Genomic DNA, 20,443 nt, shown 5'->3' with positions numbered 1-20,443 from the left:
TCGGACTGCGTATCAGGCGTGTCGTGAATTCCGGCGGCCACGTAACGGCGGTCTACCGGAATGTGACCGGTAATATACGAAGCATCATCCGAGCACTGGATATCGACGGCGGCAGCCGTATGTGATTGTCGAGCCACTGGGGTTTCAGCAAGTAGTGATGCAAATAAAACGTGCTTGCCTTAGTCACATGGTGGTACCGGATAGGGAAGGGCCAGCAACTTCCTGCTGGCTGGAGACGGGCTTTTGCGCGAACTGGTTTGCCTGATGCTGTCCTGCGAGCGCCGTATAATTTCGGGCGTTGTCGAGGAGTGCAGCTGCCTCGGCATCCGTGACAGGCCTGATCACTTTGGCTGGGACCCCGGCAACAAGCGAGCGCGCAGGGATGTCCGCGCCTTCAAGAACTACGGCTCCTGCTGCAATGAGACTTCCGTCGCCGATTGTTGCCCCATTCATGACAACGGCCCCCATCCCTACCAGTACTCCGTCACCGATTGTGGCGCCGTGGCATACGGCGCCGTGGCCAAGGGTGGTGTTATTGCCGATGGTAAGCGGGAACCCGGGGTCGGCATGGAGGACACAGTTGTCCTGGACGTTCGTCCGGTTGCCGATGTGGATTGGTGCCGAATCTGCCCTGACGACTGCGCCGTACCAGATGCTGGATTCCGACCCTATGGTGACATCACCTACGACAGTGGCGTTGGGTGCTATCCATGCTGTTGAAGGGCGATCAGACACAGCGCGCCGCCAGGCCGCCGTCGACGGGAAGGCAGACGCCGTTGATGTAGGACGCCTTGTCGGAGGCCAGAAAGACGGCTGCGTTTGCGATGTCCTGGGGACTTCCCATCCGACCCGTGGGACTCATTTCATGACGGGCTGCCAAGGCCGCGGGGTCATCCGTGATCTTGCTGCTGACTAGTGGTGTGTCAATAAGTCCCGGCAAGATTGCATTGGCCCTGATGCCCTGCCTGGCGTAGGAAAGCGCCAGGGAGGTAGTCAGCTGGTTTACTGCCGCCTTGGCGGAGCTGTAGGCCGGGTAGAGGTAGCCGGTGTCGCGGATACTGGCTACTGACGAAATGTTGGTGATGACGCCCCGGCCGGCCTGCAACATATGCGGGATGGTGTGTCGGCAAGTCAGGTAGGCGCTGGTCAGGTTGAGACCGATGGAAGCGTTCCAGGCATCAAGATCAGTCTCCAGGACCGATCCCATTCTCGGCACACCGACATTGTTGTGAAGAACCCCGGGGATCCCAAGCTCTTGCACCGCGGTGGCTACGGCCCGGGCGACGTCGGCCTCGCTTGTCACATCAGCGGTGATGCTGATGCCGGTCCCGCCTGCGGCATTGATCTCCTTGGCGACGCGGTCCGCCTCGGCGGTGTTAAGGTCTATTGCTGCCACCGCCGCGCCGGCCGCAGCATAGGCCAGGGCAGCTGCTTCACCATTGCTCATACCGGCGCCACTGGAGCCGGCGCCGAAAACAAGGACAACCTTGCCGTCGAGTTCACGTACGTTCATCGGATAACTTCTTCCACGAGCAGTTCCATGGCACAGGCCACTATGGTTTCTTCCTCGACTAGCTCGCCGGTATGGACGGCACCGAAGCGGTCGATGGCCATACCGCTGAACCAAGAGGCAGGGGCATTCGGATCGCGCAAGTCGAACTCGCCAGTGAAGGTGACTTCCGTAGCGGGACCATCGACCACGGCAACGGTGTTGTCCCGGCGATGAAAGGCAGCGCCGACCAAACTGCCGACGCTGCCGGCTATTGAAGCTTGTTGGAAACCCTGTTCACGCATAATTTCCCGGACGGCCGCGGCCACTTCAACGCCAGGAGCCAAGCGGGATATCACTGCCCGAACGGAGTTTGCCTTTTCCAGCTTGCGGGAGGGGCAAGGATGAGGTGTGAAGACCGGGAGCCTGCTCTCGGGGTCGATGTCACAGATCAACTCCGCTTCGTCCAAAGCGTGAACAATGGCATGTACGGGGCCGGGTCCAATGACCGTTTCCCACCAGAGGTGGCCGCCACGGACGTCGCCGTTGGAATCGAACCAAGTGGCGTGGCAGTGGGCGAGTCGCTTTCCATCACGGTATCCAACGGTTGCCGACCCTGCGATCAGCTTCGCCGGTACCGTGGCCTCGTGCGTCGAGCTGTAGGTGACAGCGGTCGATCCGTCCTCACACAGAGCGGGAAAACAGTAGCTGACCCTGGACAGGGATCCGTCTAGTAGTTCGACCTGTCCAGACGTGGCTCCCAAATCCTCTAGCGCGTCCACCATGGCATCAAGGAGTTTTGCCCCGGCCGGCAGGGTCACCCCGCGTGCGATGCTGCGGGTAACTACGGACGTCCGGCGCTCCGCAGCGACGACTCCAGGGTGTTTGAGAGGCTGGATTCGGCGGGTGAGAGTCAAGGTGTGTCTCCCTTGTTCTGTCCACCGACGGGCCCGAGTTGGGGGTCCCAGCCAAGTTCGAGGAAGAGTTGCCGTACGGTGCGGCGCACGATTTTGCCGTTTCCGGAGCGCGGCAGCTCACCCCAGAACACGATGTGGCGGGGTATCTTGTATCGCGCCATGCGCTCGGAGAGGTACTGGCGCATCTCTTCTTCCGTCATGGTGTTGCCCGGGTGCAGCACGCATACGGCCACTCCAACCTCGCCCCACGTGGGGTCAGGCATTCCGAGGACAAGCGTCTCCTGGACGGCCGGATGTGTAAGGATCTTCTCCTCGATATCGCGTGGGTGGATATTGGAACCGCCTGAAATGAACATGTCGGAGGAGCGGCCTGTTATGTAGAGGAAGCCCTCGTTATCGAATGTTCCGATATCTCCGGTGCGGAGCCAGCCGTCGCGGAAGGCGGCCTCATTAGCCTTGGGGTTATTCAGATATCCGGGAAAAACAGCGGGCCCGGCGACGCAGATCTCTCCGTGTTCAAGAGGCGCCAGTTTATTGCCCTGCTCATCCTGGATGCTCACCTGCATCCCAGTCCGAGGGAAGCCGCAGGTGCTGAACTCGATGCCGGGAGGTGACGGATGACCGTGGTGGTGAGGGGGAAGGACCGTAATGTTGCCCGTGGCCTCGGCCAAGCCATAGTACTGCACGAGAACCTCGCCGAGGACCGCGCGAGCCTCCTGCTGGTCCCGGCTGGGCATGGGCGCCCCGGCGTAGATGACGTAGCGAAGGGAAGAGTGGTCATAGCTGTTGATGGACTCGTCGTCGACCAGACGCTTCAGGATGGTCGGGACTGTGAACATGTTGGCCACACGCTCAGCCTCGACCAGTTTCCACACCTCTTCAGGTTTGAGGCTGAATGAGATCGGGATGACCGTTGCTGCTCCTCGTGCCACTTGCGGTAGGAGGTGAACGCCTGCGCCGTGTGACAGGGGGGCCACAACGAGAGAACGATCAGTCTCCGTTGTGGTGGGCATCAAGTCTGCCAAGTGATTGGTAACGACGTAGCCGAGCTGGTCGTGGGTCAGCACAGCAGCTTTTGGTGGACCGCTGGTTCCGGAAGTGAAGAAGTACCAGGCTGCGTCACCTGTCCACACGCTTTGGTCCGGGAGGGGACCGGCTGGGCGGGTGTAGGCGCTGACTGTGTCGGGACCGGGAGAATCATCCAGCCATAGCGTTTCCAGTTCCGGGCTGATGGCCGCCTTGACGGCGTTGACGTGGGAAGCCGTGGATGAATGGGCGATCATTAGCACCGGTTCGCAAACCCGGGCGATTGAAACGATGTCACTGTCGTGCAGACGGGTATTAACTGGCGCCAGCACTGCACCGATGCGCCAGGTAGCGTACATTGCCTGTACGAATTCTGGGTGGTTCGGTGCGTCCAGCAGTACGCACTGTCCGGGCTTAACCCCCCTTTCGATCATGTGGGCGGCAAGGGCGGTGACCCTGTCATTGAGGTCGCGCCAGCTCCAGCGTGTTTGCCCATAAATGAGGGCGTCAGCGTCCGGGATTCGTCTGGCCGTCTGGGTCAGAGCGTGAGCCAGGTTCACTGCCCTATGGGCTGGGGCGCTTGTCGCCCTTCCGATGGGGTGGTTAGTCATCTCGACGTTGACGGCGCTCATCGGGCACTTTCCAGAACGGTTGCATAGTTTGCGACTGCTGTGCCGCCCATGTTGAACACTGCTGCCCGATTGGCTTTGGGCAGTTGCATGGCTCCGGCTTCGCCTACCAGCTGCATCGCTGCCATGACGTGCTGGGAAACGCCCGTCGCTCCCAGCGGGTGTCCCTTGGACTTCAAGCCGCCGGAGACATTAACCGGCAGCCTTCCGTCCCGGTTGGTAGCGCCGCTGGCCAGAACTTGGGCTGCCTTGCCTGGTTCAGCAATCCCGAACGCTTCGTACTGCAGAAGCTCAGCGATGGTGAAGCAGTCGTGGGTCTCAAGGAGGTCCAAGTCTTCCAAGGTGACCGAAGCTTCCTCGAGAGCGCGACGGAACGCGCTTGCCGCACCCGCTAGTGCGAGGGGGCCTGGACGTGCGGCAATTGCGAAGTGGTCGTTGACGTGCGCGCGGCCGCGGACGGCAACGGAGCGGCGCGCTGTTCGGGCTAGATCGGCCCCGGTGATCACCAGCGCTGCCGCACCGTCAGAAACCATTGAGCAGTCAGTGCGCAGCAGTCGCCCCGCCACCCTGGGGTTTCGCTCGGACTCGGCGGCGCAGAAATCGAAACCCAGGTCCTTGCGCATGTGGGCCCATGGGTTGTCAACGCCATTGCGATGGTTCTTGGCGGCGATCATGGCCATGGCGTCATGGGGGTCTCCGTACCGGTCCGCGTACCGGTCAGCGAGTCCGGCAAAGACACCAGCGAAACTGCCGGCATTGCCTTCAGTCCGCCGGTGCGAGCCGCTGAGCAGGATATCGTTGACCTCAGCGTTTGCCGTCGCAGTCATCTTTTCCGCGCCCACGACGAGTACTGCCCGGGCTCTGCCGGCCTCGATCCGGTCTAGGGCTCCGAAAATGGCAGCGGAACCGGTGGCGCAGGCATTTTCCACGTGCGTGGCGGGAACTGCCGCCAGCGCTGGCAGGGCTGCGCCGACCAGCGCACCCTCGAACCCTTGCGCGGAGAACCCGTTGTTAAATACTCCGACAAAAATTGCATCAATGTCGCCGGGCTCAAGCCCTGCGTCTTCAATGGCGGAGCCGCTGACAGCCGCGATCAGCGCCTCAACGTCCTCATGCGGTTGGCGGCCGAACGGGGTATGGGCCCATCCAATGATGTGTGGTGAAGTGACCATCGAAACCTCTTCGTTTCAAAGTTTGTGCCAAAGCTCTTGATCCGGTGGAGCAAGGAGTTGGCAACATAACTGGGAGGGAAGCCCGCTGTGGTGGGCCATTGTGTTTCCCATCACGATGCCAAAGAACGCAGTGAGAGGGCACCGCCCGCCGACGAGATAATGTCGACGTTGTTCCTCTGGCTGTAGAATCAAACCGTGACGGAGAACGCAATTCAATCGGCTGTGGACCAACTGGCGGAACAGCTCCAACGATCCGTGGTAATCAATGACCCCGGAGTTCATATGCTCTATTCCAGTGTCCACTTTGGTGATGAGGACCAGGCAAGGGTTCAAGCAATTCTCAAAAGGGACGCCGGCACTAAGGCCATAGGTCATGTACTCGCGCAGGGCGTTTCGACGTGGACCACGGCGGGTGTCATTCCGGCCAACGAAGAGATCGGGATGAAGGCGCGCGTATGCGTGCCCATTAGGTGGCGCGGCGAGCTGCTGGGTCAGCTGATGGTGATGGACGCTGAGGGATCTCTGACCACTTCCGAGTTGTCCAAAATCAACGAATCGGCAATGGACATTGCTGCGGTGATGGCAGTTGAAGGACAAGGGGAATCCGACTCCGGCGTCCAGGAGCAGACGGTCCGTGACCTGCTTGGCCGCGAGGCAACATTGCGTCGGCGCGCTCTGGAAGAGCTTGCTGCAAGCCACATGTCCGGACGTTTCGAGAACGTCACTGCCGTGGAGTTCGGGCTGCAGGGCACCTTGGACAGTGCCACCAGATCGCATGCCGATGCAGCGCTGCGCACTGTCTTGACCATGGGTTCCAGGCAGGGCCGCGTCGCGGAGCTTCACGCTGTGGCCCCGGGGGCGGGTTTTCTGCTTCTTGGCAACGACACGTCTTCCGGCGAGGCCGCCATTCGCGTTCATGTCCAGAAAATGCTCGATCAGTTGAAGGACTTGTCTTCGGGGAGATTCGCATGCGTGGCAGGTATCGGACCCTCTGTCCCGGGCCTTGAGCAGGCCCACAAGACTGCTAGGCACGCCCACTTGGCGCGACGGGCAGCGGCAAGTGGCCTAGGTTCGCCGCTAGCAGTCTGGGCTGATTTGGGACCCTACGCCCTCCTGCTACAAATACCCGACGAGGATGTAAATGACGAAGCATTGCCTGAAGAAGTCCGGCGGCTTCTCGCCGTCGATCCTGGTGGAGATCTGACAGCGACTTTGCGAGCCTACCTCGACCACGCCTGTAACGGTCCGTCGGCTTCCGAAGCGCTGCACATACACCGCACGACCCTCTACTACCGTCTGGGACGCATCACGGAGTTGACCGGGCTGGATCTGAGCGACGGCCGCACGCGGCTCAGTCTTCACGCCGGGCTGACCATGCTTGACCTGATAAGGGCGTCCCCTTCGCGCTGAACCCGACGGTGTTTGTGTCACCGCGCTGCGCTACCTATCGGCTCTGACCGATGCCCTCCGAAAGCAAGGAGTTCTCGCGTTTCCTTGCTGGGATCAGCTTCGTCGGCCCTTCAGCGCGGGTTCGACAGAGAGAGGAAAATGCGCACCAAGGTCTCAACGTTGAGTAGTAGTGACGCAGGGCACAGTTCGCCCAAGCTGGTGTAACAGACAGCTCTCTGTCGGCGGGCTGCTCCCGGGTGCCGTTCTTCGCGGTTCCTCTCTTCAAACAGCAAGGAGGCTGTCTTCATGAGTTTCGGAACTGATCAGATCCCCCATGGGAAGGACCGGCCGGTCATCCAAGCGCAGGTCATGCGCAAGGTCGCCATGCGGCTCATTCCCTTCCTCGCAGTTGCCTATTTCTTCAACTACCTCGACCGAACCAATATCTCCTTCGCCAAGCTCACGATGAGTGAGGACCTGGGGCTCACCGAGACGATGTATGGCCTGGCGAGCGGGCTCTTCTTTATCGGTTACGTCTTCCTGGAAGTTCCCAGCAACCTGGCATTGCACAGGTTCGGTGCCCGTCGCTGGATCGCCCGGATTGTGGTCAGCTGGGGCCTTGTCACCGCAGCTATGGCATTCGTTAACACGCCAACTGCGCTATACATCACAAGGATCCTGCTAGGCATTGCCGAGGCCGGATTTTTTCCCGGCATCATGCTGTACCTCACATTCTGGTTTCCGCGTGCCGTACGGGTTCGGCTTATCGGCATGTTTATGCTTGCACTACCCATCTCCTCCGCCTTGGGGGCTCCGGTATCCGGCGCGATCCTCCAATACTTGGACGGCGTCTTCGGTTTCGCCGGATGGCAGATGTTATTTCTGATCCAAGGTATCCCCACGGTACTGCTGGGCATCGCTGCGTGGTTCTACTTGACGGACCACCCTCGGCACGCGAAATGGCTCACTGCCGCCGAACGCCAGTGGCTCGCTGCAACCATAGAGTCAGAGCACCAAACAGCATCACAGGTAGGACACGCCTCCGTTGGCCGCACTCTCCGCGATCCTCGGGTATGGACTCTGGGCATTGTTTACTTCGGCATCGCCTATGGCCTCTTCGCACTGAGTTTCTTCCTCCCAACAATCGTTGGCGGACTCGCCGCGACGTTCAACGCCAAGTTTTCCATCCTTGAGACGGGCCTGATCGTCGCCGTGCCCTTCGCCTGTGGTGCGATCGCCATGGTTTTCTGGACCAGGCACTCTGACCGTACCGGGGAGCGGGTCTGGCATGTCGCTTTGCCTGCTCTCCTTGCGGCCGTAAGCATCCCGATGGCTCTATACACGAACTCGCCCCTTGCCACGATGGCGGTAATTTCGGTGACGGCCATTGGCATCTTCTGCGCGCTGCCCGTCTTCTGGTACCTGCCCTCAATTTTCCTTTCCGGTGCGGGGGCAGCGGCCGGCATCGCGCTGGTCAACACTTTGGGTGCCTCATCCGGCCTCGTCGCCCCTTACCTGACCGGGTGGCTGCTCGACGCTACGGGCGACTCACGTGCCGCCATGTGGGTCGTCGGAGGATTTGAGCTCGTAGCCGTGATCGCAGTTCTCCTGTTGCGCAAGAATCTCCGCGCTGCAGACATTCACCGCGGTTCTGCGGACGCCGCTACGTCGGAGGCCAGTCACAATTCTTGAGCGTGCACCTTTTGCCAGCAGGCCTCGGCCAACGAGGTTCCCCACGGCGGCAGCATGGGAACCCAGTGTCAGCAACAGGCGTGTGAATGTTCATTTGGATCAGCGCATGGCAGCCGGCGCGGTTGCTTATAGGCGATGATAAAAAGTCGATGCAGATTTAGGGATGATTACCTAGGGCATTGATAGCCCTTCGCTGACTGGTCGTCGGCCCTGGTCGTTGATCCCTTCACGGACGCCCCGGCGAGGTCTTTGATCTCGGCGGGGCGTTCTCGGGTGTTGACCAGCGCGTCTTGGAAGGGACTAGTTGTGGTTCTTGTGCTGCTTGCGGTGTGTCCGTCCGATGAAGAGCACCTTTGGACCTCGCGTTTGAACTCCGGAGGTCTGACAGTAGGTGGTGTCGCGGCCGACTCGGATCTATTCACAGTCGAGTGCGTTGATCAGCAGGCGGGAGATTGTAATGGGAACCAGCGAGTGTGGAGCCTGGTCCTCAGGGCAAGGCCATGAGGAGTCGCCGGGTCTCTGGAGCATAATTGCTATCCCACAATAGAGCTCTGTTGCCCCAGCAACTACGAGGGGTGCGTCCTTCCGGACCCCCTTCTCGACGCTGGCGCAGATATTGAATCTGTTCTCTACGGCGCTGCAGAAGGGTAGAACTTCTGCCGGCATTGGGCCACCCGGCTGCGCTCATCCAGGTTGTACAGCCTTGTGGACGAAGGAGGACTTACGGGCCGTTCGCGTTACGGCACTGGCGCTGATGGTCTGTGGAACATGCATAAAGCTGCGAAGATCAGCGCAGCCCCGGCAGCGCCCCACAGGAAGGCGTTGACCGCGGCTGTCGCGCCCCAGAAATCCATAGCCAATCCAAGACCGAGAACCGGGATGGCACTGCCAAGATAAGTGATGACGTACATCAGACTGACAGTCTGGGCAGCGGTCCCGCTAGGCAACTGCGAGTTGAGGGCGGCGAAGAGCGTCCGGAAGGCAACTCCCTGGCTCAACCCTGTGAGCGCAGCGGAAATAAAGAGCAACCCCGCGAGATGCTGAAATTGGGCTACCACAATGAGCGCAAGGCCACTTACCATTGCCGCCAGGCTAACCGCGGCTTTGTGCCGCCCTCGGATCGGCAACAGTTGGGCGCAGGCAGAACTACCTAGTAGCAGCGCACCCGCGAGTCCGCCCATGATTCTCGATCCACTCAGTATCGGGGCATAAAAGGCCGGGGCTACGGAGAGAAAGAAACCAAACACGGCAAAGGACAAAAAGCCCACACCGGAGGTCAGAAAGAAGATCCTGAAAGTAGGCCGGGGAATAGACGGGCGGGGAGGACGCAAACTGCCCAGGAACCCACCCGATGGGGGAACCAGAGTTGGGGGATATGCCCGCACCACGGCCAGCAGGACAACTACCACCACCATGGTCAGGAGATACACAGAGAAGGGTGTTCCAACCGGATCCCCGAATTCTGATAACCATCCGCCCACGAGGGGGCCTGCGGCGCCACCTCCCACTGACGCAAGCAAGATGATACGCGCACAGAGAGTGGGCTCACCGGGCAGCAGATCCCTCAGTGCAGCCGCCCCGGCACCGAAGGATAAGGCGACCGCCAACCCGTGAAGCGCCCGTCCTGCAAGCAGCCCGGGGAGCCCCGAGGCAAAGAGAAGAACCGTGGCGGCTACTATCCCAAGCGCGAGGCTTGCGACCAGCACTACCCGCCGGCCCATGTACTCAGACCAGTGACCGAAGAGAGGCAATCCCAAGACGACCGGCAGGACGTAGGCTACAAAGGCTGCTGTGATAGCGCCGTTGCCCAGCATCATGCGTTCCTGGAACAAGGGAAAAAGCGGGGTCATCAGATTGGTGCCCAGGGGGAGCAGGCCGATGCCAAGAGCGGCGAGCCCGACTCGTACCGCATGAGGTGCGTCCCACCCCCGAGGCGTAGGGTTGGGACGGAGCAGGAACTCCCGGGCAAGGTTCAGCGGCATTTATGTTCTCAATGTTCGATTCGGCCTGGTTTAGCTGGTACGGGTTACCGTCTCCAAATGCTGTAACACATGCCAGTAGGCCCGCCCCGTGGCTTCTGTCATGCCCTGCTCACAGGTTCGGTTGAGCGAGGCATAGGCGTCGTACTTCCCAGACTTGATCTCGGCGGCCTCTGCTGCAGTGGCAGAGGCTGTCAGCTCGGGATGCAGCATCCCCCGGTCACCTGCGTAAGCGCAGCAGCCCCATTCTTTGGGAAGAACAACTTCAGTAGCTACTGCCTGCGCCACCTTCTCCAGCGCCCCCGTTATGCCCAGATGGATCGAGGAGCATGTTGGATGAACAGCCAATGAGTTAAAGGGCTTGGAGACTGTCAGGTGGGGAAGGACGGTGTCTGCGACGAATTCCACCGCATCAACGAACCGGAGCTTGCTGTATTCCGGTGACCCCTCGGCGAGCTCACGCATGGCTCCTAGTCCTTCCGTGCATGACGATGCGTCGCAGACCACCGGCAGCCGGCCATGATCCGTTGCCTCCCATAGCATGCTGAGCGTTCGGGGTGCCATTGTTCGGTATCCAGAGGGTAAACCCTTTGACTTCCATGGTGTCCCGCAGCAGGCACTGTCGATCCCGTCCGGGATGGTGATCGCCACGCCTGCTCGTTCGCATAACGCGAGGAAGGCCTCAGAGACAGACATCCCCGTCCCGTCGGGTGTGCCGAACATGCTGGATACACAGGCGGGGAAGAATACAGCCGTAGCAGCCTCGTCCCGGTGCGCTGGCCGGGCGCGCCCACCGCCAGGCAGCAGGTCTTGGTACTGAGGAACGTGTTCTGAACCGAGGACGGCGCGGCCAACTTTAGTTACCGCCCGAGGCAACGCTGGTGGCATCGCATTCGCCACGCTGAGCCCCACGCCAGCCACGCGGGTCGTTGTTCCCCAAACCGACGCGGCAGCCCCCCAAACCCTATCGGCCACAACGGAGTGGTTTTCCTCACGCAGGCGACGAACGAGATCCCCGGTGTTGATGTTCACCGGGCACGCCGTGGCGCACATGCCGTCCACAGCGCAGGTCTGCAAGCCCTCGTAGTCATAATCCTCCCGCAGTCTCCGCGCCAGTTCTTCATCACCGTTGGCTTCCGCAGCCGCGATCTCCCGGCGCCCGACGATGCGCTGTCGCGGCGTGAGAGTGAGGTCTTTGGAAGGACATACGGGCTCGCAATAGCCGCACTCCACACACCGGTCCACCTCTTCTTCTACGGATGGCGCGGTTTTGAGATTATCGAGATAGGAGCGCGGATCATTGCTTAGGACCACCCCGCGGTTGAACGCATTGCGCGGATCAACAAGGGCCTTGAGTTCGCACATGACCTCGTACAGTTCGTCCCCGTACTGCCGCTGAACGTACGGAGCCATGATCCGGCCCGTCCCGTGCTCGGCCTTCAACGATCCTCCGTGATCCAGGATGAGCTGAACCATCTCCTCAGTAAACTGCTCGTACCGCTTCAAGGACCCTGCGTCACCGAAGTCTTCGTTCAGCATGAAGTGGACGTTGCCGTCCTTGGCATGGCCGAAAATCACCGAATCCTCGTATGCGTGCCTATCGAAGAGCCGGGTGAGTTCCCGGCACGTTTCGCCCAGAACCGCCACGGGAACAGCGATGTCTTCGAGCAAGGCGTTGGACCCACTGGGCCGGTTCCCGGCAACTGTTGCATACAGGCCCTTGCGGACCTTCCATAGGGCCGCACGTTCCCGGGGCGCATCGGTAAGCGTCGCGGGGGTAGTGAGGTTCAGTCGCGCGAAAAGTCGTTCAGCCCCAGCGATCCGGTCCCGTAGTTCCTGATCGTCACGTCCCTGATACTCCACCAGCAATGCTGCGTGCTCCTGCACACTAATCGCCGCCATTCCGGCAGGGGCTTGACCAGTGCGCTGAGCCATCCGCAGGGATGTTGCATCCAGCAGTTCCACGGTGGCAGATTGCACGTCTACCAGGTCCGGAACGATGCTCGTTGCACTCATCAGGTCCGGGAAGACGAGCAGCCCTGTGGCCACCTTAGGCATGACCTCAACCGTGCGGAAGACTGCCTCCGCCACAAAACCCAGCGTGCCCTCGGAGCCGATCAAAAGGTGCTCCAAAATGCGCACCGGTTCCTCAAAATCAAGGAACGCATTGATCCCATAACCCATAGTGTTCTTCATGGAAAACAAACGGCGCAGGGTCCTCACGGATTCCGCATTCTCGTGCACCCGCCGTCGGAGGCCCAATAAACCCGCGTGCAGCTCCGGCTCCCGCTCGCGGAAGATGCTGTCTGCCCCCGTATCGGCCGTATTCACCACTGTGCCGGAAGGCGTCACGAAGGTCATGGACTCCAGAGTCCGGTAGGTGTTGAACTCCGTACCACAATGCATTCCTGAAGAGTTGTTCGCCACCACGCCGCCGATGGTGCAGGCCGACTCGCTCGCCGGATCCGGACCCAGCTTTCGCCCGTACTGCGCCAGCCGCTGATTAACTTGTCGTACAGTCGCTCCTGGTTGGACGCGGACCCGGTGACCGGCATCCAGGACCTCAATCTTCCGAAAGTTCCGTCGGGTGTCGACCAGGACTTGATCCGAAACCGACTGGCCCGACAGTGAGGTGCCGCCGGAACGGAACGTCAGTCCCAGTCCGTGGCGGTCAAGGACCCGAAAAAGCTCACCCATGTCATCCACTGAACCGGGACGGACGACAGCGCGGGGCTGGAGAAGATAGTGGGAAGCGTCGTGGGCAATCGCCCGACGTTCGAGTTCCGACTCCACTACCGACCCGGGACCTCCCCATGTCCCGAGGTCCTGCAACAACGCCTGGTCCTCAGTGCGGGGAGGTCCCTGCGGCCGATGCGGCGAGTGGATAAGAGTCATCGTTGAGTTCCTCAATAGGTATGAGCTCGGAATGTTGGCAGGACGTACCTGCCTGTTAGAAGCCACGGCGCGAGGTGGGTCTGCCGCCCTTTCCACTATGCCCGGGACTGCACCTGGACAGCACCCGACTTCAGACGAAACACCGAAAGGAAAGTTGCTCCACCTGTAGCGCCCTTTTGATCGTCTGGCTTGCGAAGATTAGGTCCCGGAGTGAAGAGCCCCTGCGTTAATCCGCCCGAGCGCTGCTAAGCGACAGGTTTCCCCGTCTGCCCGTCGAGCGCCTACATGATTTCGATTTTGCTGCCCACGAAGCGTTCACGCGAAACGGTTGGAAGACAAAGTAAATAGTAGGAACCCCTAGTAATTACTAGGAAGTCCTAGTATATTCGTTCTGGGGTCAAATACGACGTAGCTCAAGGAGGAGGAAGGTCCGATGAAAATCATCGTGCTGGTGAAGCAGGTGCCCGATACTGCAGAGGAGCGAAGGTTCGACCCGGCAACCGGCCGCGTGGACCGAGACGCAACCGAACGGGTGGCCGACGAGATAAATGAGCGCGCCCTCGAGGTAGCCCTGCGCCTGAAAGACGTGGATAAGAAGACCGAGGTTGTAATTCTGACGATGGGCCCTGCCGATGCCACTCAGGCGCTCCGCAAAGCCCTTTCCATGGGTGCAGATTCTGCGGTCCATGTTGTTGATGACCGGTTGGAGGGGGCTGACATCGCCCGAACAGCCGAGGTGCTGGCTGCAGCGGCTAAGCAGACCGGGTTTGATCTGCTCGTCGCTGGCAACGAGTCCACGGACGGTCGCGGCGGCGTTATACCGGCGATGATCGCCGAACATCTTGGACTGCCGTCGTTGCCCTCGCTGAATACGGTCGAAATTGACGTTGAGTCCGTTACCGGCGAGGTGGGTATCGAGGAGGGCATCCTGACTGTGCGTTCATTGCTTCCGGCGGTAATTTCTGTGACGGAGCGGGTGGCCGAAGCCCGCTTCCCCAACTTCAAGGGCATCATGACCGCCAAGCGGAAGCCTTTGGTCACTTTGAGCCTCGATGATCTGGGGCTGCGGAGTGCCGGTCCGGCAACCGTAGTGCTCGCCACGTCCGAACGGCCAGCCCGCGCTGCCGGTAAGAAAATTTTCGACGACGGCAACGCCGGTTCTGAGCTTGCCGAATTCCTGGCCGCCGGCCGCCTGATCTGAGCGAGGAAAACCTATGTCAAACGTACTGGCACTCATTGAAACGTCGCCCACCGGTGACATCGGGGGCAGCGCAGCGTCCGTCCTTGCGGCCGCCTCTAAGCTCGGCACTCCGATCGCGGTTCTGACTGTGAAACCCGGTCACGGTGCTGGTCTCATCTCCCAGCTTGGCGACTTCGGCGCCCAGCATGTTTATGTCGCCGAAAGCGCCCAGACCGGCGCGATACTGGCGGCCCCCCAAGTTGCCGCGTTGGCCGAGGCCTCCCAGGCATTCTCTCCCGTTGCGGTCATAGCCGCGAACTCGGTGGAGAGCAGGGATATCGCTGCCCGCTTCGCCGTTCGTTCCGGCGCGGGCCTGCTGGCCGATGTTGTCGACGTCGCACTCTCCGCTGATGGCACCACCGCCTCCCACTCGGTGTTCGGTGGTGCCTACCACGTCCAGGCAGCTGTCCCACGAGGCCCTGCAGTTATCACGCTGCGGCAGGGCGCACTGGATGAGCGTGCCCCGGCCGGTGCACCAGAGGTTACCACCGTATCGCTGGACGTCGAGACCGGCGCTGCAGCAGTAATCGAGCAGGTTCACCCGCCTGCCGCAGATTCGGGACGGCCGCCACTGCACGGCGCGTCGACCATAGTCTCTGGTGGCCGCGGTCTGGGCTCGAAGGAGAGCTTTGTTTTGGTCGAGCAGCTTGCCGATGCGCTCGGGGGTGCCGTGGGTGCCTCCCGTGCGGCAGTTGATGCAGGCTTCATTCCGCAAAGTTCCCAGGTCGGGCAGACCGGCATCACGGTCTCGCCGCAGCTCTATGTGGCGTTGGGAATTTCCGGCGCGATCCAGCACCTGGCCGGTATGCAGACGGCCAAGACCATTGTGGCAATCAACAAGGACGAGGACGCCCCCATCTTCGACGTCGCAGACTTCGGCATTGTGGGCGATGTCTTCACCGTTGTGCCCCAGCTGATCGAAGCCCTCAAGGCCCGCAGCAACTAGCGCTTCCCCTCCCCGGCCGGAAGCGGCGGGGGAGGGGAGTTCCACGGAAAGGTACCAAGGATATGACGACGACGAAGAAGCTGGCCAAGGTTTCCAAAAACAAGCCGACCAAGCTGGCCGCGATCGTGGTGGCCGCTGTCCTGGCACTGCTCGTGGTGGTGCTCGTTGCTCAATGGATGCGAACACTCCCCGCCGTCCAGTGCTTCATGGCAGACTACCCGGGACACACGGAGCTGCCCGCCGGCGCCCCGACAGGGCTACCGGCATGGCTGGGGTGGCAGCATTTCCTCAACGCCTTTTTCATCCTGCTGATTATCCGCTCGGGCTGGCAGGTCAGGACAATCACCCGGCCTAAAGCGAACTGGACCAGGAACAACAAGGGCCTGATCCGGACAAAGAACCCGCCGTCAAAAATTAGCCTGGACCTGTGGTTTCACTTGACCATGGATGCGCTGTGGGTACTTAACGGCATCGTCTTCATGGTGCTGCTCATGGCCACGGGACAGTGGATGCGCATCGTACCGACCAGCTGGGACATCATTCCGAATGCCTTGTCCGCGGCCCTGCAATACGCGTCACTGAGCTGGCCTACCGAAAACGGCTGGCTCAACTACAACGCACTTCAGGTGCTGGCATACTTCACCACCGTTTATATTGCCGCTCCGCTGGCTCTGGCCACTGGGCTGCGTATGTCGGGTGCGTGGCCCAAGAACGCCGTGAAGCTTAACAAGGTGTATCCGATTGAGCTTGCCCGCGCTATCCACTTCCCAGTGATGCTCTACTTTGTCTTTTTCATCATCGTGCACGTGACCCTTGTCTTGGCCACGGGAGCACTGCGCAATCTAAACCATATGTATGCCTCCCGCGACGACGGCAGTTGGGTGGGCTTTTGGATCTTCGCAGCTTCGCTGGCGGTCATGATCGCCGCCTGGTTCCTGGCCCGACCTCTGTTCTTGCGCCCTGTCGCCTCCCTGACAGGCAAGGTTTCACGCTAGCGGCCAGGCCGCCTGCCGATACGGCTTCGCCCTCGGGTGCGGCTACATAATTGACCACCATCAGCTCGGAAGGGCGAAAGATGTTTGAACTTAATGAAGACCAGCAAGCGATGGTCGAGATGGTGCGGGACTTCACGACTGAAGCCCTGGCGCCCAATGCAGCAAAATGGGACGAAAGCAAGCATTTCCCCGTGGACGTGCTCCGGGAGGCCGGTTCCCTGGGGATGGGCGGCATCTACGTACAGGAGAAGTTCGGCGGTTCCGGGCTCACGCGCAGTGACGCGGTGCTGATTTTCGAGGAACTGGCCAAAGGTGACACGACGATCGCGGCGTATATCTCCATCCACAACATGGTGGTGTGGATGATCGATACCTTCGGCAACGATCAGCAGCGCGCGCAGTGGGTTCCGCAGTTGGCCTCGATGGAGGCACTGGGCAGCTACTGCCTCACCGAACCCGGTGCAGGCTCGGACGCTGCCGCGCTCAGCACCAAGGCGGTCCGTGACGGGGACGAGTACGTGCTCAATGGGGTCAAGCAGTTCATTTCCGGTGCGGGAGCTTCGAGCTTTTATATCGTCATGGCCCGCACCGCCGACACCGGTGCCCGGGGCATCACCGCAATCGTGGTCCCTGCCGACACGCCCGGACTGTCCTTCGGAGCCAACGAGAAGAAAATGGGCTGGAACGCGCAGCCTACCCGCCAGGTCATTCTTGAGAACGTTCGCGTCCCGGTCGCCAACCGGCTGGGCGAGGAAGGCAGCGGCTTCGGGATTGCTATGAAGGGGCTTAACGGCGGCCGCATCAACATGGGTGCCTGCTCGCTGGGCGGCGGCCAGGCCGCCTTGGACCAGACCGTGGCCTACCTCAAACAGCGTTCTGCCTTCGGGGGACCGCTGATTAACCAGCAGGCACTGCTATTCCAACTCGCTGACATGGACACCGAGCTTGAAGCCGCGCGGACGTTGCTGCGCCGGGCCGCCGATGCGCTGGACCGGGGCTCCGTGGACGCCGTCAGACTCTGCGCGATGGCCAAGCGGGTTGCCACGGACGCCGGTTTCAACGTCGCCAATACCGCCATCCAACTTCATGGCGGGTATGGATACCTGTCCGAGTATGGCATCGAAAGGATCATGCGGGACCTGCGGGTCCATCAGATCCTGGAAGGCAGCAACGAGATCATGCGGCTCATTGTCGGCCGGATGCTGGCGGAGGGGTAGACAGTGCAAAACGAAGCAATGCAGAACGACGAAATCCGACTCAGACGCGACGGTCGCCTGGGCCACATTATTCTGAACCGGCCCAAGTCCATGAACGCACTGACCCACGGCATGGTCAAAGCGATGACGGCGGCGCTGACGGAATGGGAAAATGACGACAGCGTCTCGACCATTCTCCTGACCGGGGCCGGCGAAAGGGGGCTCTGTGCAGGCGGGGACATCGTGGCCATCTACCATGACGCCCTGGACGGCGGACATGAAACCGCCAGTTTCTGGGCCGACGAATACAAGCTGAATGCCCTGATCGCCCGGTACCCGAAGCCCTATGTGGCCGTGATGGACGGGGTGGTGCTCGGCGGCGGAGTCGGCGTCTCGGCCCACGCCTCGGTGCGGATAGTGACGGAGAGGACGAAACTTGGCATGCCGGAGACCGGCATCGGCTTCGTCCCCGACGTCGGCGGCACCTTTCTGCTTTCCCGCGCTCCGGGCGAGCTGGGCACCCATGTAGCGCTGACTGCGGGCACCATCACCGGGCAGGACGCCATCGCGCTGGGACTGGCGGACTACTACGTCACCAGTGACAAGCTGCCCGCGCTGGTACAGGCACTGGCCCATGGGGAGGCCCACCCAACGGTCCAGGCATTCGCGGCGAACTACTATCCGCCGTCGCCACTCGCAGAGGAACGAGCGTGGATTGATGAATGCTACGCATTCGACGACGTCCAGGCGATTCTCGATGCCCTCCAGCACGCATCGGCACCGGCAGCACGGGATGCGTCAGAGCGTATCCGCGCCAAGTCACCTACAGCACTGCAGGTAACACTGGAATCGCTCCGCCGGGCACGCCGTCTTTCCCTGCTTGAGGAAGCACTCGACCAGGAATACCGTGTGTCCCTTCGTTGCCTGGCCGGCAGGGATTTCCCGGAAGGCATCCGGGCGCAGGTCATCGACAAGGACCGCAGCCCCCGTTGGTCTCCGCCGTCCCTGACCGAAGTCTCAACGGACGCGGTCGAAGCCTACTTTGCCGACCTGGGCCCGGCGGAACTGGGCCTCGCCGGGGCTGCCGTTCAACAGTCCAACAAGTAGGCCCCTTTCAACGCACCGACTCATCAAGCCACAGTAGGAGAAGTGTTTAATGACTGAACAGATAGCCTTCATAGGACTGGGCCATATGGGCCTTCCCATGGCCATCAACCTCGCCAGGGCCGGGTACACGGTCACGGGCTTTGACCTGGTGCCCGCCGCCTTGGCACAGGCCCGGGACAACGGCGTGAGCGTCGCATCGTCCGCCGCGGCAGCAGCCAAGGACGCAGACGTGATCATTACGATGCTGCCCGCAGGCCGGCACGTCCTAGCAGCCTATGAGGGCGAAACCGGTCTTCTGACGGCGGCCAGGCCGAACAGCCTGTTCATTGATTGCTCCACTATCTCCGTCGAGGATGCACGCTCGGCCCATGACCTCATCACGTCGGCAGGTCACCACGGGTTGGACGCCCCGGTCTCCGGGGGAGTGGTTGGGGCGGCGGCCGGAACTCTGACGTTCATGGTTGGTGGAAACGAGGAAGACTTTGCAACAGCGAAACCTGTCTTGGAAGCGATGGGCAAGCGCCTGGTGCACTGCGGTACCCCAGGGGCGGGACAGGCTGCCAAGGTCTGCAACAACATGATCCTTGCCGTCTCCATGATCGCGGTATCTGAAGGCTTCGTACTGGGGGAGCAGCTGGGATTGTCGCATCAGGCCCTCTTCGACGTCGCCGCCAACGCCACCGGCCAATGCTGGGCCCTGACCACCAACTGCCCGGTGCCGGGCCCAGTAGCTACCAGCCCGGCCAACCGCGGCTATCAGCCCGGGTTCGCAGCCGCCCTCATGGCCAAAGACCTGGGCCTGGCTGCACACGCTCTGGAAAGCACCGGCGTCGATGCCCGGCTCGGTGCGATGGCCGAAGAAATTTACCGTCACTTCGCCGAAGGAGAAGGCGGGCAGCAGGACTTCTCCGCAATCATCAACGAGATCCGGGCGAACTCGAAGACAAAGGAAGCAGTATGAGCGCTCACCAGAACATCCTTGTCAAGATCCAGGGCCGCGTTGGCATCATCACGTTAAATCGTCCTGAGGCCTTGAATGCCCTCAACGATGAGCTCAGCCGGGAGCTGTTGGCGGCAGCCCAGGAGTTCGACCGTGATCCTGACGTGGGGGCGATTATAATCACGGGCTCCGACCGGGCCTTCGCTGCGGGGGCCGACATCAAGGAAATGGCCCCCAAGTCCTACACCGACATGTACTTGGAGGACTGGTTTGGCGTGTGGGACCAGGTGGCTAAGGTCCGCACCCCGATGATCGCAGCGGTCGCAGGGCACGCCTTGGGCGGCGGATGCGAGCTGGCAATGATCTGCGACATCATCATCGCCGCAGACAACGCCAAGTTCGGCCAGCCGGAAATCAAGCTGGGCGTGATTCCAGGGATGGGCGGCTCCCAGCGCCTTACCCGGGCCATAGGCAAGGCCAAGGCCATGGAGATGGTGCTTACTGGAAGGACCATGGGGGCCGATGAAGCCGAAAGGTCCGGACTCGTCGCCCGGGTAGTTCCGGTTGCAAACCTGGTGGATGAGGCTCTCGCTACCGCCGCAACGATCGCCTCCATGTCGAAGCCGGTTGCCATGCTTGCGAAGGAAGCCGTCAACGCCGTGTTCGAGGGGAGCCTTGCCGAAGGTGTCCGTCTGGAACGCCGGCTCAATCATTCCTGTTTCGCCACGGAGGACCAGAAAGAGGGGATGAACGCTTTTATCGAGAAACGCTCCCCGGATTTCAGTCACCGGTAGCTCCACCGTCTCCACAATAAGCCAGCGTGCCCTTCAC

The 20,443-nt window shown here is 61.2% G+C and carries 16 protein-coding genes; 9 read left to right on the top strand and 7 right to left on the bottom strand.

Annotation, left to right across the window (positions count from 1 at the left end; all coding sequences use genetic code 11):
* Nucleotides 1–183: 183 nt before the first annotated feature.
* Genes ACFTSA_RS16005 through ACFTSA_RS15985 form a run of 5 tightly spaced genes read right to left on the bottom strand, consistent with a single transcriptional unit; the run spans nt 184 to nt 5,233 of the window.
* Nucleotides 184–735 carry a gamma carbonic anhydrase family protein gene (locus ACFTSA_RS16005; protein ID WP_377952510.1) on the bottom strand — a complete coding sequence of 184 codons (552 nt, stop codon included), beginning with the start codon at nt 733–735 and terminating at the stop codon, nt 184–186.
* Complete coding sequence (locus ACFTSA_RS16000) at nt 728–1,513, bottom strand: SDR family NAD(P)-dependent oxidoreductase (protein ID WP_377952509.1); 786 nt, start codon at nt 1,511–1,513, stop codon at nt 728–730. Before ACFTSA_RS16000 ends, ACFTSA_RS16005 begins: the two co-directional genes overlap by 8 nt.
* Nucleotides 1,510–2,406, bottom strand: coding sequence for a PCC domain-containing protein (locus ACFTSA_RS15995; RefSeq protein ID WP_377952508.1), 897 nt, complete (start codon nt 2,404–2,406; stop codon nt 1,510–1,512). Before ACFTSA_RS15995 ends, ACFTSA_RS16000 begins: the two co-directional genes overlap by 4 nt.
* Nucleotides 2,403–4,064 (bottom strand): AMP-binding protein, encoded by a 1,662-nt coding sequence (locus tag ACFTSA_RS15990; protein WP_377952507.1) that lies wholly within the window; start codon nt 4,062–4,064, stop codon nt 2,403–2,405. Before ACFTSA_RS15990 ends, ACFTSA_RS15995 begins: the two co-directional genes overlap by 4 nt.
* Nucleotides 4,061–5,233, bottom strand: coding sequence for a thiolase domain-containing protein (locus tag ACFTSA_RS15985; protein WP_377952506.1), 1,173 nt, complete (start codon nt 5,231–5,233; stop codon nt 4,061–4,063). Before ACFTSA_RS15985 ends, ACFTSA_RS15990 begins: the two co-directional genes overlap by 4 nt.
* A 195-nt stretch (nt 5,234–5,428) precedes the next feature.
* Between ACFTSA_RS15985 and ACFTSA_RS15980 the strand changes: the two genes are divergently transcribed.
* Together ACFTSA_RS15980 and ACFTSA_RS15975 are read left to right on the top strand one after the other, a co-directional pair.
* Entirely contained in the window at nt 5,429–6,643 is a 1,215-nt protein-coding gene (locus tag ACFTSA_RS15980; RefSeq protein ID WP_377952504.1) for a PucR family transcriptional regulator, read from the top strand.
* A gap of 285 nt (nt 6,644–6,928) precedes the next feature.
* The gene (locus ACFTSA_RS15975; protein WP_377952503.1) at nt 6,929–8,314 is read left to right on the top strand and encodes an MFS transporter; all 1,386 of its coding nucleotides are present in this window, start codon (nt 6,929–6,931) and stop codon (nt 8,312–8,314) included.
* A gap of 737 nt (nt 8,315–9,051) precedes the next feature.
* On the opposite strand, the gene ACFTSA_RS15970 is transcribed toward ACFTSA_RS15975, so the two are convergent.
* Together ACFTSA_RS15970 and ACFTSA_RS15965 are read right to left on the bottom strand one after the other, a co-directional pair.
* A complete protein-coding gene (locus ACFTSA_RS15970; RefSeq protein WP_377952501.1) occupies nt 9,052–10,296 on the bottom strand; it encodes an MFS transporter in 1,245 nt (414 codons plus the stop codon).
* 30 nt (nt 10,297–10,326) lie between these two features.
* Nucleotides 10,327–13,188: an FAD-binding and (Fe-S)-binding domain-containing protein gene (locus ACFTSA_RS15965; RefSeq protein ID WP_377952500.1), complete on the bottom strand. Its 2,862-nt coding sequence runs from the start codon at nt 13,186–13,188 to the stop codon at nt 10,327–10,329.
* A 433-nt stretch (nt 13,189–13,621) separates the two neighbouring features.
* Here ACFTSA_RS15965 and ACFTSA_RS15960 point away from each other — a divergent pair, with 433 nt between their 5' ends.
* The 7 genes from ACFTSA_RS15960 (at nt 13,622) to ACFTSA_RS15930 (ending at nt 20,406) form a co-directional block, all read left to right on the top strand.
* The gene (locus tag ACFTSA_RS15960; protein WP_377952499.1) at nt 13,622–14,389 is read left to right on the top strand and encodes an electron transfer flavoprotein subunit beta/FixA family protein; all 768 of its coding nucleotides are present in this window, start codon (nt 13,622–13,624) and stop codon (nt 14,387–14,389) included.
* Nucleotides 14,390–14,402: 13 nt separating this feature from the next.
* The gene (locus tag ACFTSA_RS15955) at nt 14,403–15,374 is read left to right on the top strand and encodes an electron transfer flavoprotein subunit alpha/FixB family protein (protein WP_377952498.1); all 972 of its coding nucleotides are present in this window, start codon (nt 14,403–14,405) and stop codon (nt 15,372–15,374) included.
* 62 nt (nt 15,375–15,436) lie between these two features.
* Complete coding sequence (locus tag ACFTSA_RS15950; RefSeq protein ID WP_377952497.1) at nt 15,437–16,369, top strand: cytochrome b/b6 domain-containing protein; 933 nt, start codon at nt 15,437–15,439, stop codon at nt 16,367–16,369.
* An 80-nt stretch (nt 16,370–16,449) separates the two neighbouring features.
* Nucleotides 16,450–17,586, top strand: a complete 1,137-nt coding sequence (locus ACFTSA_RS15945) for an acyl-CoA dehydrogenase family protein (RefSeq protein WP_377952496.1) — start codon at nt 16,450–16,452, stop codon at nt 17,584–17,586.
* An 18-nt stretch (nt 17,587–17,604) separates the two neighbouring features.
* The gene (locus ACFTSA_RS15940; RefSeq protein ID WP_377952530.1) at nt 17,605–18,672 is read left to right on the top strand and encodes an enoyl-CoA hydratase/isomerase family protein; all 1,068 of its coding nucleotides are present in this window, start codon (nt 17,605–17,607) and stop codon (nt 18,670–18,672) included.
* Between the two features lie 49 nt (nt 18,673–18,721).
* Nucleotides 18,722–19,633, top strand: coding sequence for a 3-hydroxyisobutyrate dehydrogenase (gene mmsB / locus ACFTSA_RS15935; RefSeq protein WP_377952495.1), 912 nt, complete (start codon nt 18,722–18,724; stop codon nt 19,631–19,633).
* Nucleotides 19,630–20,406, top strand: a complete 777-nt coding sequence (locus tag ACFTSA_RS15930) for an enoyl-CoA hydratase (RefSeq protein ID WP_377952493.1) — start codon at nt 19,630–19,632, stop codon at nt 20,404–20,406. Before mmsB ends, ACFTSA_RS15930 begins: the two co-directional genes overlap by 4 nt.
* The last annotated feature ends 37 nt before the right edge of the window (nt 20,407–20,443 follow it).

Origin of the sequence: Arthrobacter sp. NPDC057013, from assembly GCF_042674585.1 — a bacterium.
Lineage (GTDB): Bacteria > Actinomycetota > Actinomycetes > Actinomycetales > Micrococcaceae > Arthrobacter.
Note: the sequence above shows the minus strand (reverse complement) of the source record. Positions and strands in the feature narration are given on the sequence as shown.

Excerpts from the sequence above, each read along its gene's own strand:
- ACFTSA_RS15990 (WP_377952507.1), bottom strand. The coding sequence starts at position 4,064 with ATGAGCGCCGTCAACGTCGAGATGACTAACCACCCCATCGGAAGGGCG.
- ACFTSA_RS15960 (WP_377952499.1), top strand. The coding sequence starts at position 13,622 with ATGAAAATCATCGTGCTGGTGAAGCAGGTGCCCGATACTGCAGAGGAG.
- ACFTSA_RS15950 (WP_377952497.1), top strand. The coding sequence starts at position 15,437 with ATGACGACGACGAAGAAGCTGGCCAAGGTTTCCAAAAACAAGCCGACC.
- ACFTSA_RS15985 (WP_377952506.1), bottom strand. The coding sequence starts at position 5,233 with ATGGTCACTTCACCACACATCATTGGATGGGCCCATACCCCGTTCGGC.
- ACFTSA_RS15970 (WP_377952501.1), bottom strand. The coding sequence starts at position 10,296 with ATGCCGCTGAACCTTGCCCGGGAGTTCCTGCTCCGTCCCAACCCTACG.
- ACFTSA_RS16000 (WP_377952509.1), bottom strand. The coding sequence starts at position 1,513 with ATGAACGTACGTGAACTCGACGGCAAGGTTGTCCTTGTTTTCGGCGCC.
- ACFTSA_RS15930 (WP_377952493.1), top strand. The coding sequence starts at position 19,630 with ATGAGCGCTCACCAGAACATCCTTGTCAAGATCCAGGGCCGCGTTGGC.
- ACFTSA_RS15965 (WP_377952500.1), bottom strand. The coding sequence starts at position 13,188 with ATGACTCTTATCCACTCGCCGCATCGGCCGCAGGGACCTCCCCGCACT.
- ACFTSA_RS15975 (WP_377952503.1), top strand. The coding sequence starts at position 6,929 with ATGAGTTTCGGAACTGATCAGATCCCCCATGGGAAGGACCGGCCGGTC.
- ACFTSA_RS15945 (WP_377952496.1), top strand. The coding sequence starts at position 16,450 with ATGTTTGAACTTAATGAAGACCAGCAAGCGATGGTCGAGATGGTGCGG.
- ACFTSA_RS15940 (WP_377952530.1), top strand. The coding sequence starts at position 17,605 with ATGCAGAACGACGAAATCCGACTCAGACGCGACGGTCGCCTGGGCCAC.
- ACFTSA_RS15955 (WP_377952498.1), top strand. The coding sequence starts at position 14,403 with ATGTCAAACGTACTGGCACTCATTGAAACGTCGCCCACCGGTGACATC.
- mmsB (WP_377952495.1), top strand. The coding sequence starts at position 18,722 with ATGACTGAACAGATAGCCTTCATAGGACTGGGCCATATGGGCCTTCCC.